The following is a 13111-nucleotide window of genomic DNA, read 5'->3' as shown; positions in this document are numbered from 1 at the left end:
GGCGCTCATGGCCTTTCCCATGGCCGTTTATCGGCCGGGACAAGGCTGCTCTTCGCGAACATCTTTTCCGCCAGCCAGGAATGGTTTTGCCTCACGGGGAAGTGTTCGCCGACCGAAAAAAGGAGTCCATCTGTGGCTAATCGCTATGGCAAGGGGCTTATGGGAGGCGTGACAGTGATCGCGCTCCTGGCCCTGTTGATCCACTGGATCGGCATCAGCACGATCGAGCACTACCAGGCCGATCTGTGGTTCTACCTGCAAGCGCATCTCTACCTGGTGCTCGCCTCGATGTTCGCGGCGCTCGTCGTCGGCATTCCCGCCGGCATCCTGCTCAGTCGCCCGGCCATGGCCGCGCGGGCCGAACGCTTCATGCAGGTCTTCAACATCGGCAATACCGTGCCCCCGCTGGCGGTGTTGGCCATCGCTCTGGGGATTCTCGGCATCGGCGCCGGGCCGGCGATCCTGGCCTTGTTCCTCGCCTCGCTGCTGCCGATCGTGCGCAACACCTACGAAGGCCTGAAGAACGTCGAGGCTTCGCTGAAGGAGGCCGCCACCGGCATCGGCATGACCCCGCGCCAGGTGCTGTGGAAAGTCGAATTGCCCAACGCCGTGCCGATCATCATCGGCGGCGTGCGGGTGGCCCTGGCGCTCAACGTCGGCACCGCGCCACTGGCGTTCCTGATCGGTGCCAACAGCCTGGGCAGCCTGATCTTCCCCGGCATCGCCCTGAACAACCAGCCGCAACTGATCCTCGGTGCCGCCTGCACCGCCCTGCTGGCGCTGCTGCTCGACGCCCTGGTGACCCTGGCCAGCCGCCTCTGGCTGGAGCGCGGGCTGCGCCCGGCCTGAGCAAAGGAAACGACATGAAAAGACTCTGCATTCTCCTCGCCTGCGCCCTGCTGTTCGCGGGCACGGCCCAGGCCGCCGACAAACCGCTGATCCGTATCGGCGCCCGGGTGTTCACCGAGCAGACCCTGCTCGCCGAGATCACCTCGCAATACCTGCGCAGCAAGGGCTACGACACACAGGTCACCGGCGGCCTGGGCAGCAACCTGGCCCGCAGCGCCCACGAAAGCGGGCAACTGGATCTGCTCTGGGAATACACCGGCGTATCGCTGGTGGCCTACAACCATGTGACGGAAAAGCTCGACAGCGAACAGTCCTACGCCCGGGTCAAGGAACTCGACGCGAAAAAGGGCCTGGTCTGGCTCACTCCGTCGAAGTTCAGCAACACCTACGCCCTGGCCCTGCCGCAGAAAGTGGCGCAGCAGTATCCGCAGATCAACAGCATCAGCCAGTTGACCGAGGTGCTGCGCAATGAGGCCGACGCGCATCACCTGGTGGCTCTGGACACCGAGTTCGCCAACCGCTCCGACGGCCTGGCCGGCATGGTCAAGCTGTACGGCATGAACCTCGACCGCCGCACCATCCGCCAGATGGACGCCGGGCTGGTCTATACCGCCCTGCGCAACAGCCAGGTGTTCGCCGGCCTGGTCTACACCACCGACGGCCGGCTGAACGCCTTCAAGCTCAAGCTGCTGGAAGACGACAGGCATTATTTCCCGGACTACACCGCCGCACCGGTGGTACGCCAGGCCGTCCTCGACGCCAACCCGCAGTTGGCCGCCGACCTCAAGCCGCTGGCCGAGCTGTTCGACGACGAAACCATGCGCCAGCTCAACGCCCGGGTCGACGTCGGCCATGAGAGCCCCTCCGCCGTGGCCGCCGACTTCCTGCGCCAACACCCCATCCACTGAGGAGAAGACATGGACTTTCTCAACGCCTTTTCCCATCTGGACTGGTCACAGGTGCTGCACCTGACCGGGCAGCACATCACCCTGGTCGGCATCGCGGTGAGCCTGGCCATCGTCTTCGGCGTGCCGCTGGGCGTGCTGATGACCCGCTTCCCGACCCTGGCCGGCCCCCTGCAGGCCAGCGCCACGGTGCTGCTGACCATTCCGTCGATCGCGCTGTTCGGCCTGCTGCTGCCGTTCTATTCGAAATTCGGCCAGGGCCTCGGCCCACTGCCGGCGATCACCGCGGTGTTCCTCTATTCCCTGTTGCCGATCATGCGCAACACCTACCTGGCGCTGACCGGCGTCGAACCGGGTATCCGCGAGGCGGCCCGCGGCATCGGCATGACCTTCGGCCAGCGCCTGCGCATGGTCGAGCTGCCGATCGCCGTGCCGGTGATCCTCGCCGGCGTGCGCACCGCCGTGGTCATGAACATCGGCGTCATGACCATCGCCGCCACCATCGGCGCCGGCGGCCTCGGCGTACTCATCCTGGCGGCCATCAGCCGCAGCGACATGTCGATGCTGCTGGTCGGCGCGGTGCTGGTCAGCGTCCTGGCCATCGTCGCCGACCTGCTGCTGCAGCGCCTGCAACGCACATTGACTCCAAAAGGACTCCTGAAATGATCGAACTTCAAGACCTGAGCAAGACCTTTCAAAGCAATGGCAAGGCGGTCAAGGCCGTCGACTCCGTCAGCCTGACCGTCAACGAAGGCGAGATCTGCGTGTTTCTCGGCCCGTCCGGTTGCGGCAAGAGCACCACGCTGAAAATGATCAACCGGCTGATCGTGCCGACCTCGGGCAAGGTACTGATCAACGGCGAGGACACCACCGCCCTGGACGAAGTGACCTTGCGCCGCAACATCGGCTACGTGATCCAGCAGATCGGTCTGTTCCCGAACATGACCATCGAGGAAAACATCACCGTGGTCCCGCGCCTGCTCGGCTGGGACAAGCACAAATGCCACGAGCGGGCCCGCGAGCTGATGAACATGATCAAGCTCGAACCCAAGCAGTACCTGCATCGTTATCCACGGGAACTGTCCGGCGGCCAGCAGCAGCGCATCGGCGTGATCCGCGCGCTGGCGGCGGAGGCACCGCTGCTGCTGATGGACGAGCCGTTCGGCGCGGTCGACCCGATCAACCGGGAAATGATCCAGAACGAGTTCTTCGAAATGCAGCGGGCGCTGAACAAGACCGTGATCATGGTCAGCCACGACATCGACGAAGCCCTCAAGCTCGGCGACAAGATCGCCATCTTCCGTGGCGGCAAGCTGATTCAGATCGACCACCCCGACACCCTGCTGGCGCACCCGGCGGATGATTTCGTCAGCCACTTCGTTGGCCAGGACAGCACCCTCAAGCGCCTGCTGCTGGTCAAGGCCGAAGATGCCGCGGACAACGCGCCGTCGGTCAGCCCGCAAACGCCGGTGGCCGAGGCCCTGGACCTGATGGACGAGCATGACCGTCGCTACGTGGTGGTCACCGACGCCGACAACAAGGCCCTGGGCTACGTGCGCCGCCGCGACCTGCACCGCCAGAGTGGCGACTGCGGCCAGTTCCTGCGCGAGTTCAACGCCACCGCCGCCTACGACGAACACCTGCGTATCCTGCTGTCGCGCATGTACGAGTTCAACCGGGCGTGGCTGCCGGTACTGGATGCCGAGCGGGTATTCCTCGGCGAAGTGACCCAGGAATCGATCGCCGCCTACCTGAGTTCCGGGCGTTCGCGCGGGGCCAAGACCAGCATCGTCTCGCCGGCGGAACTGGTCGAGGCCTGAGCACGCCCCCTGCTTCACCGCCGCCCCCTGTAGGAGCCGGGCTTGCCCGCGAAGCCTTTGGCGATCTTGAGGGCCCATTCGCGGGCAAGCCCGGCTCCTACCTGACCTGCGTGGTGATACAGGCGGGGCTAGACGTAAACCATCGGTCACTGAAGGGGAACATCAGACTGTCATCCGGGTCGGTTAAATAGATGGCTGATCCGGGTCACGCGACGAACGCATGCAAAAACGCGACATTTTTAGTTGATCTAAAGCCCCTCAAGTCCTAAAGTTCGCGCCGAACGTCCATGCTGGAAACGATCCATCCGGCTCAAGTACTGACGACGAGACAGCGAGGCCAAGGGAAGCGGTTGATCCCATGGCCTTTTTGCTTTCGGCGGCAATGCCTTGGGAAGTAGGCGAACCAAAGTGGGGATACGGAGGACGTTCATTTGCACCCATTGATAACTCACGTTTGCCACTAGGAGTCCCCCACGTATGTCGATCCAGGTCGAAGACTATTTCGCGCGCGATACTTTCAAGAAAATGAAGGCATTCGCCGACAAGCAGGAAACCCCGTTCGTGGTCATCGATACCCAGATGATCGCCCAGGCCTATGATGACCTGCGGGCCGGTTTCGAATTCGCCAAGGTCTACTACGCGGTCAAGGCCAACCCGGCGGTCGAGATCATCGACCTCCTGAACCAGAAGGGTTCGAGCTTCGACATCGCCTCGATCTACGAACTGGACAAAGTGATGGGTCAGGGCGTCAGCGCCGACCGCATCAGCTACGGCAACACCATCAAAAAATCCAGGGACATCCGCTACTTCTACGAGAAGGGCGTGCGCCTGTACGCCACCGACTCGGAAGCCGACCTGCGCAACATCGCCAAGGCCGCTCCGGGCTCGAAAGTCTACGTGCGGATCCTCACCGAAGGCTCGACCACGGCCGACTGGCCGCTGTCGCGCAAGTTCGGCTGCCAGACCGACATGGCCATGGACCTGCTGATCCTCGCCCGCGACCTGGGCCTGGTGCCTTACGGCGTGTCCTTCCACGTCGGTTCGCAACAGCGCGACATCAGCGTGTGGGATGCGGCGATCGCCAAGGTCAAGGTGATCTTCGAACGCCTGAAGGAAGAAGACGGCATCGAACTCAAGCTGATCAACATGGGTGGCGGCTTCCCGGCCAACTACATCACCCGTACCAACAGCCTGGAAACCTATGCCGAGGAAATCATCCGTTTCCTCAAGGAAGACTTCGGTGACGACCTGCCGGAAATCATCCTGGAGCCGGGCCGTTCGCTGATCGCCAACGCCGGTATCCTGGTCAGTGAAGTGGTGCTGGTGGCGCGCAAGTCGCGTACTGCCGTGGAGCGTTGGGTCTACACCGACGTGGGCAAGTTCTCCGGCCTGATCGAAACCACCGACGAGTCGATCAAGTTCCCGATCTGGACCGAGAAGAACGGTGAAGTGGAAGAAGTGGTGATCGCCGGTCCGACCTGCGACAGCGCCGACATCATGTACGAGAACTACAAGTACGGCCTGCCCCTGAACCTGGCTGCCGGCGACCGCCTGTACTGGCTGTCCACCGGTGCCTACACCACCAGCTACAGCGCCGTCGAATTCAACGGTTTCCCACCGCTGAAATCGTTCTACGTGTAACTGCTCGCCCCTGCGAGACCCAAAGGCCCGTGCTCGTCACGGGCTTTTTTGTTTGTGGGCCTCCATGGCCATGTGCAAGGACCGACTGGCCTCTTCGCGGGCAAGCCCGCTCCTACAAGTTACACAACCTGTGGGAGCGGGCTTGCCCGCGAAGAGGCCCTCAAGCCTTGCTCGCAAACAGGGAAACAGTGCTATCCCTCAAAGGCCTGCAAGGCAGCGCGGTCGCTTTCATCACCCAGCTCAGCCGCCCTTTGGTGATAGGCCAGGGCCATCGCCCGAATCGTCGGATCACGGGCCGCCAGCAGCGCCTGGCGACTGACCCGGAGAAACTTCAGATTGCCCCCCTCCAATGCCCGCTCCAGCCACTGCCGGGCCGCCTCGACCTGGCCCTGATCGGCGAGCACCGCCCCATGGCTGAACTGCCCGCGAAAATCGCCCGCCTCGGCCGAACGCCGATACCACCCATGGGCCGCCGCCGGGTCGGCCGGACAGAACCGTCCATCCTCCAGATAACGCCCAAGCAGATTCATCGACTTGGCATGCCCCCTCTCGGCGGCACGCCGGTAACACGCCAGCGCCTGGACCTGATCCTCGGCCACCCCACGCCCGGTCGCCAGCAGGTTGGCATAGTTGTACAGGCCCCAATCCAGACCGGCCTGGGCAGCCATCCGATAATGCCGTGCCGCCTGCCGGGCGTCGGCCTCGCAACCCCAGCCATGCTCATGACAACGTCCAAGCATGTTGCGCGCCATCGCGTGACCGGCGTTGGCGGCGATGCCGAACCAGCGCACGGCCAGCGCCGGGTCCTGCTCGATGCCCTGCCCCTGCAGGAGAATCTGCCCCAGCAGCGCCTGGGCCTCGACGATCCCCTCGCCGGCCGCCAGCAGAATGGCCTGCGCGGCGCGGGCCGGATTCTCCTCCAGCATGGCCTTCAACGACTCGCCATCGAGCACTTCTTCGCGGCGCAACTGAAAGCCCATCGCCTACACCTCGACCCAGCGACGCAGCAGGTTGTGATAGGTACCGGTCAGCTGGATCAGGGCCGGGTGATCGGGCACGTCACGGGTCAGGCTCTGGATCGCATTGTCCATGTCAAACAGCAGGGTGCGCTGGCTGTCCTCGCGGACCAGGCTCTGGGTCCAGAAGAACGCCGCATACCGTGCCCCACGCGTTACCGCGTTGACCTTGTGCAGGCTGGTGCCCGGGTAGAGCACCAGGTCACCGGCCGGTAACTTGACCTGCCGCGTGCCGTAGGTGTCCTGGATCTCCAGCTCGCCACCGTCGTACTCGTCCGGGTCACTGAAGAACAGCGTGGACGACAGGTCGGTACGCACCCGCTCCGGATTGCCCCTGGGCTGGCGTACCGCGTTGTCGATATGAAAGTCGAAACTGCCGCCCGCCGTGTAGCAGTTCAGTAGTGGCGGGAACACCTTGTGCGGCAGCGCCGCGGACATGAACTGCGGGTTTTTCCACAGCCGTTCCAGCATCGCCGCACCGATCTCCTTGGCCAGCGGATGCCCTTCGGACAGTTGCAGGTTGTGCTTGGCCTTGGCCGACTGATACCCCGCGGTGACCTTGCCATCGGCCCAATCGGCCTGTTCCAGCGCCTCGCGAATGCGCAGCACCTCTTCGCGGGAGAACACGCCAGGGATGTGCAACAGCATGAGGGAGATACCTTAAAGAGAAATTATCGCAATGGTATTTGATTCTTATTGAACCTGTAAAACGCCGTTCGGCAACGCCGACGAACGAGAGCGTAAAAACCGTAAGGAAAATTTGTAAAGAATGTAAATTATCTGCGAATAGCAATTTATCGCAATTGATACAAATACTTGTTTACCCTATATTCCGCCGCCTCAAAACCCTGGGGAGGGCACTTCCGATGTCACGCCAACAACGACAAATACCGAACGGTTCACCACGTCTGCTCGCCTCGGCGATCGGCATGGCCATCACCGCCACCTCGGCTGCGCACCTGGCCCAGGCGGCCGAGGAAACCGACAGCAAGGCTCAGCGCAACGTGCTCTCGCTCGGTGCCACCAACGTGACAGGCGAAGCCCAGGAGTCAACCTCCTATCAGGTCGAAAAAGCTTCTTCGCAGAAGTACACCGCGCCCCTGGTCGACACCCCGCGCTCGGTCACCGTGGTGCCGCAGCAGGTGTTGAAGGACACCGCCGCCACCTCGCTGCAGGATGCCCTGCGCACCGTCCCGGGCATCACCTTCGGCGCCGGCGAAGGCGGCAACCCGCAGGGCGATCGGCCGTTCATCCGTGGCTTCGATGCCCAGGGTGATACCTACGTCGATGGCGTGCGCGACACCGGCGCACAATCGCGGGAAATCTTCGATATCGAATCGATCGAGGTGAGCAAGGGCCCCAACTCCTCCTTCGGTGGCCGCGGCTCCGCCGGCGGCAGCCTGAACCTGGTCAGCAAGCAGCCCAAGCAGGCCGATTTCACCAACGGCGGCTTCACCTACGGCTCCGATCAGACCCGCCGCTACGTCCTCGACGTCAACCGTCAGTTCCTCGACAGCGCCGCGTTCCGCCTGAACCTGATGAGCCACGAGCAGAACGTCGCCGGCCGCGACTCGATCAACTACGACCGCTGGGGCGTCGCCCCCTCGCTGAGCTTCGGCCTGGGCACCGACACCCGCGTGAACCTCAGCTACTACCACATGCAGAGCGACGACCTGCCGGACTCGGGCATTCCCTACGGCTACGGTTCGGCGACCGCCACCGCCCACGTCCACGACAAACCGAACGACGGCGGCGACAGCAGCAACTTCTACGGCCTGAAGGACCGCGACTTCCGCAAGACCCGCACCGACATCAGCACTTTCGCCTTCGAGCACGACCTGAACGATGCGATGACCCTCAAGAACACCCTGCGTCACGGCAACACCGGCCAGGACTACATCCTGACCCAGCCGGACGACAGCAAATTCAACGTGAACCGCTACGGCACCGTCTGGCGCCGCGCCAACACCATGGTGTCGAACACCGAGACCACCACCAACCAGACCGACCTGTTCGGCAACTTCCAACTGCTGGGCATGAAGCACAGCTACTCCACCGGTGTCGAATTCAGCCGCGAGGAAAGCCAGGTCAGCAGCTACAACGTGGCAGGCAACACCGCCAAGGTCTGCAACCCGGGCACGACACCGAGCTGTACTTCGCTGAGCAACCCGAATCCGAACGATGCCTGGACCGGCGCCATCACCCGCAACTACGCGGGCACCGACACCACCGGCGACACCCGCGCGGCCTACGCCTTCGACACCATCGAGCTGGACCCGAAATGGCAGCTCAACGTCGGCCTGCGCTATGACTCGTTCAAGACCGAGGCCAAAAACACCACGACCGGCAAGACCAGTAACGACAGCCATTTCTGGAACTGGCAGAGCGGCCTGGTGTGGAAACCGGTGGAAAACGGCAGCATCTATGTGTCCTACGCCACCTCGGCCACGCCACCAGGCGCAATGCTCGGCCAGGGCAGCGACGGCAACCCGCTGACCGCCGGCAACAACCTTGTGCTCAAAAGCGACCTGGAACCGGAAACCACCACCAACTACGAGCTGGGCACCAAGTGGGACGTGTTCCACGACCGCCTGTCCCTGACCGCGGCGATCTTCCGCACCGAGAAGGAAAACACCCGGATCCTGGTCGCCCAGAACATCTACCAGAACGCCGGCGAATCCCGGGTTGACGGCGTGGAGCTGTCGGCCAGCGGCAAGATCACCGACAAGTGGCAGGTGTTCGCCGGCTACAGCTACCTCAAGAGCGAACTGGTCGACGCCGGCCTGACCGGTCGCAACGGTGCGGTCACCGCCGGTGCCGCCCAGGCCAGCGGCAACCAGATGCCGAACACGCCGAAGAACAGCTTCAGCCTGTGGACCACCTACGAGGTCATGCCCAAGCTGACCCTCGGCGGCGGCGCCTTCTATGTCGACCAGGTCTACGGCGATGCCGGCAACACCGTCTACGTGCCGTCCTACACCCGTTACGACGCCATGGCCGCGTACAAGCTGACCCGGAACATCGACCTGCAACTCAACGTGCAGAACCTGACCAACGAGACCTATTACGACAAGGCCTTCTCGACCCACTTCGCCAACCAGGCGCCCGGTCGTACCGCCCTGTTGACCACCAGCTTCCACTTCTAGGTGGATGCGTAGCCGCAAGCCCCGCTCATGCCCGTGAGCGGGGCTTTCGTGCGTCAGGTCCGTTGTAGCGCTGTGTAGCGCAATATTTGTAAAAAGCTAACCAATATGAATTTGTCGCATTCGCACACACGGCATAATGCGCGCCGTGAAGAATCGGTTTGATTGAGCAAGGCGGTCATCGTGTTGAAAAAAACACTGTTCCAACTGCATTGGCTGTTCGGCATCACCGCCGGGCTGGTGCTGGCCTTCATGGGCATCACCGGTGCCGTGGTGTCCTTCCAGGACGAACTGCTGCGCCTGCTCAACCCCTCGGTGCTGCAGGTCGAGGTCCCCGATCATGAGGCCCTGCCCCCTGCCGAGCTGGTACGCAAGCTCGAGGCCACCGAGGGCAAGCGTGTTGCGATGCTGTGGGTCGAGCCCCATGGTGACGAGGCCGCCCGGGTGTTCTTCACCGCCCCGCCGGGGGAACGTCGCGGGCAACTGCGCTACTTCGACCCCTATACCGGCGACTACCTGGGCGACGCCGTCGGCCAGGACTTCTTCAACCTGATGCTGCAACTGCACCGGTTCCTCGCCATGGGCGATACCGGCCGCCAGATCACCGGGGCCTGCACCCTGATGCTGGTGTTCTTCTGCCTGTCCGGCCTGTACCTGCGCTGGCCGCGCCAGGCCCTCGACTGGCGCGCCTGGCTGACCCTCGACTGGGCGAAAAAGGGCCGTGCCTTCAATTGGGACCTGCACTCGGTGGCCGGCACCTGGTGCCTGGTGTTCTACCTGCTGTCGGCACTGACCGGCCTGTACTGGTCCTACGAGTGGTACGCCAACGGCCTGAACAAACTGATGTCCGACTCCCCGGCCCAGCAGCGCCGGGGCGGCCGTGGCCCGGCACCGGCAGGCCCGGCGCCCAGCGCCGACTACGACGCGATCTGGGCCAGCATCCGCCAGGCTGCCGGCCCCGGCCTCAGCGCCTACAACATCCGCATGCCACCGGTGGCCGGCCAGCCGGCCACCGTGTACTACATGCTGCAGGACTCGCCCCACGATCGCGCCCTCAACCAGATCAACCTGGATCCGGCCACCGGTACCATCCGCGAGCACTTCCGCTACGCCGACAAAAGCCTCAAGGCGCAACTGCTGACCAGCATCTACGCGCTGCATGTCGGCAGCTATTTCGGTGTCACCGGACGGATCCTGCTGACGGTATCCAGCCTGACCATGCCCCTGTTCTTCGTCACCGGCTGGCTGCTGTACCTGGATCGACGACGCAAGAAACAGGCGGTGAAAAAGGCCCGCGAAGGACTCGGCCAGAACGGCGACAACGCCTGCGACTGGCTGGTGGGTTTCGCCAGCCAGAGCGGTTTCGCCGAACAGTTGGCCTGGCAGACCGCCGGCCAGTTGCAGGGGGCCGGCCTGTCGGTACGGGTCCAGCCTCTGGCCGAAGTCGGCGAACGGCAACTGTGCGAGTCACGCCATGCCTTGTTCGTCGTCAGCACCTTTGGCGACGGCGAAGCGCCGGACAGCGCCCGCGGCTTCGAGCGCAAGGTGCTCGGCCAGGCCCTGGCCCTCGATGACCTGAACTATGCGGTCCTGGCACTCGGGGACCGCCAGTACCCGAACTTCTGCGGCTTCGCCCGGCGCCTGCACCGCTGGCTCGACGCCCGTGGCGGCCAGACGCTGTTCGCTCCGGTGGAAGTCGACAGCGGCGACCCGTACGCGCTGCGCTACTGGCAACAACAGCTCAGCCAGGTCACCGGTGCTGCGCCCGTGGCGGCCTGGCAGGCGCCGCGCTTCGACAACTGGACCCTCAGCCGGCGCGAACTGCTCAACCCGGGCAGCAGCGGCTCCGGGGTCTACCTGCTCAGCCTGACCGCGCCCACACCAAGCACCTGGCAAGCCGGTGACCTGGTGGAAGTCCTGCCACGCCAGAGCAGCGCCGCGGTCGCGCATTTCCTCGGCGGCCTGGGCCTCGATGCCGCCAGCCCGGTGCAGCTCGACGGCCTCTCGGAAACCCTCGCCCAGGCCCTGGCCAGCCGCCAGCTCCCGGACCATCGCGGGCACCTAGTCGGCCTGCATGCCCAGGCGCTGGTCGATGCGCTGGTGCCACTGGCGCAACGCGAGTATTCGATTGCCTCCATCGCCAGCGACGGCGAACTGCAACTGCTGGTACGCCAGGAGCGGCACGCCGATGGCAGCCTTGGCCTGGGTTCCGGCTGGCTGACCGAACATGCGGCCCTGGGCGCCGCCATCAGCCTGCGGCTGCGGCGCAACAGCGGCTTCCATCTGCCGGAGGCACCGTGCCCGCTGATCCTGCTGGGCAATGGCACCGGCCTGGCCGGACTGCGCAGCCTGCTCAAGGCACGCATCGCCGACGGTGAACAACGCAACTGGCTGCTGTTCGGCGAACGCAACCAGGCCCATGATTTCTACTGCCGGGAGGAGTTGCAGGGTTGGCTGGCCCGGGGGGATCTCGCTCGCCTGGACCTGGCGTTCTCCCGCGACCAGCAGGCCAAGGTCTACGTGCAGGATCGCCTGCGGGAGGCTGCGGACGAACTGCGCCGCTGGCTCGCCGAAGGCGCGGCGATCTACATCTGCGGCAGCCTGCAGGGAATGGCCTCCGGCGTCGACCAGACCCTGGTGGAGCTGCTCGGTGCCGAACAGGTCGAACGGCTGATCGAGCAGGGGCGCTATCGCCGGGATGTCTACTAAACGCTCGCCCTTCCTATCCGTGCCGTCAGAGACTCTGACGGCAGGCACTTCGATAACTGATGTGAGACCGACGGGACTCCGGTCGTAGCCGACGTCCCAACCTCCGAACAATGGACAGGATAGTTTCCCGCTTGAGCCTTTTTGATAAGCCCGACCTGATTGACATCCCTTAAATACACTTCCCTGTCGTGCGTTCGGCACGACAAAGATAAAGGTTAAGTAGGATGCTCGGTATAACAGCAACGGTTCGTTCGTCTGTGAACGATACCGGCAAGTTGGTAAAAGGTGGGGCCTGCAGAGTGGGAGATGGGGTGCAATCTGTATCCAACAAATCTGGCTCAATGCAACTTGGAACACTCACTCGCTCTGCTCCCGCCCCAAACGAAAGACCCTCGGAGGTATACTCATACCTGCTGTTACCGAGGCCCGACATCAACAAAATGGTCGATAGGGCGGTCGCCAATCTCAAAGATCAAATAGATCCGACAGACCCCAAAAATCGCGAGGAGTTGGTTGCGGGGTGCTTTACGCTGATCCATGACAACTGTGAAAAACTGGTCGACAAGCAAAAGATGCCATCCGACCAGGCGCTCAGTTTCAAGCAGCAACTAGGCCGTTTGGCCTGGAAAGTCGGCTTGCCGGGAGAAGCGAACAAGCAAGGTGTCTTTGTGCCCAGAGGGGCAGGCAGCGGCGCCAACCCCCTGTTAAACCCCTTGAAAGATTTAATACTCAGGGAGCACGCACATATCTTTAAGCATCCAGTCTTGCGCGAAAAGATTTTTGCGATGGCCGAGAAAAAGATAATTGCGTTTGTATCAGACCATATGAACCCCGAAGAGTCTAAGCGACTCGATTGTTTTCAACACGAGAGAGCCCTCCTTGAAAAGCAGTGGCGGAATGATCCCCCCCAACCCTTTGCCACGGTCAAGTCAGCTGAACTGCACCATATCCGCACTTTCCTCCAATAGAGGCACGCCAACCCAGCACTGTAAACCCGTGTTGATTTTTGTGCCCCCCGTGCAGCCGGC

Annotated in this window: 10 protein-coding genes; 8 read left to right on the top strand and 2 right to left on the bottom strand. The window is 63.2% G+C overall.

What is annotated here, in order from left to right; translation table 11 throughout:
• The first annotated feature begins 159 nt into the window (after positions 1–159).
• The 5 genes from ACMGT0_RS05685 (at position 160) to ACMGT0_RS05665 (ending at position 5215) form a co-directional block, all read left to right on the top strand.
• On the top strand, positions 160–849 hold the full coding sequence (locus ACMGT0_RS05685) for an ABC transporter permease (protein WP_192842710.1): 690 nt from the start codon (positions 160–162) through the stop codon (positions 847–849).
• A 14-nt stretch (positions 850–863) separates the two neighbouring features.
• A complete protein-coding gene (locus ACMGT0_RS05680) occupies positions 864–1757 on the top strand; it encodes a glycine betaine ABC transporter substrate-binding protein (RefSeq protein WP_054064151.1) in 894 nt (297 codons plus the stop codon).
• A gap of 9 nt (positions 1758–1766) precedes the next feature.
• Positions 1767–2420: an ABC transporter permease gene (locus tag ACMGT0_RS05675; RefSeq protein WP_054058525.1), complete on the top strand. Its 654-nt coding sequence runs from the start codon at positions 1767–1769 to the stop codon at positions 2418–2420.
• Positions 2417–3574, top strand: a complete 1158-nt coding sequence (locus tag ACMGT0_RS05670; RefSeq protein ID WP_054064150.1) for a betaine/proline/choline family ABC transporter ATP-binding protein — start codon at positions 2417–2419, stop codon at positions 3572–3574. The genes ACMGT0_RS05675 and ACMGT0_RS05670 overlap by 4 nt, the downstream gene beginning before the upstream one ends.
• A gap of 477 nt (positions 3575–4051) precedes the next feature.
• Complete coding sequence (locus tag ACMGT0_RS05665) at positions 4052–5215, top strand: type III PLP-dependent enzyme (RefSeq protein WP_054058523.1); 1164 nt, start codon at positions 4052–4054, stop codon at positions 5213–5215.
• A 191-nt stretch (positions 5216–5406) separates the two neighbouring features.
• Here ACMGT0_RS05665 and ACMGT0_RS05660 read toward each other — a convergent pair whose 3' ends face one another.
• Positions 5407–6195 (bottom strand): tetratricopeptide repeat protein, encoded by a 789-nt coding sequence (locus ACMGT0_RS05660; protein WP_054058522.1) that lies wholly within the window; start codon positions 6193–6195, stop codon positions 5407–5409.
• A 3-nt stretch (positions 6196–6198) separates the two neighbouring features.
• Positions 6199–6879: a Fe2+-dependent dioxygenase gene (locus ACMGT0_RS05655; RefSeq protein WP_054058521.1), complete on the bottom strand. Its 681-nt coding sequence runs from the start codon at positions 6877–6879 to the stop codon at positions 6199–6201.
• 218 nt (positions 6880–7097) lie between these two features.
• Here ACMGT0_RS05655 and ACMGT0_RS05650 point away from each other — a divergent pair, with 218 nt between their 5' ends.
• From ACMGT0_RS05650 to ACMGT0_RS05640, 3 genes are all read left to right on the top strand, one after another.
• Positions 7098–9377, top strand: a complete 2280-nt coding sequence (locus tag ACMGT0_RS05650; protein WP_054058520.1) for a TonB-dependent receptor — start codon at positions 7098–7100, stop codon at positions 9375–9377.
• Positions 9378–9557: 180 nt separating this feature from the next.
• Positions 9558–12083, top strand: coding sequence for a PepSY domain-containing protein (locus ACMGT0_RS05645; protein WP_416771811.1), 2526 nt, complete (start codon positions 9558–9560; stop codon positions 12081–12083).
• Between the two features lie 224 nt (positions 12084–12307).
• Positions 12308–13051, top strand: a complete 744-nt coding sequence (locus ACMGT0_RS05640) for a hypothetical protein (RefSeq protein ID WP_081009904.1) — start codon at positions 12308–12310, stop codon at positions 13049–13051.
• The last annotated feature ends 60 nt before the right edge of the window (positions 13052–13111 follow it).

The organism is Pseudomonas sp. RHF3.3-3, from assembly GCF_048069595.1.
Classification (GTDB): Bacteria; Pseudomonadota; Gammaproteobacteria; order Pseudomonadales; family Pseudomonadaceae; genus Aquipseudomonas; species Aquipseudomonas fuscovaginae_B.
The sequence above is the reverse complement of the archived record's forward strand: the minus strand, read 5'-3'. Positions and strand labels throughout refer to the sequence as shown.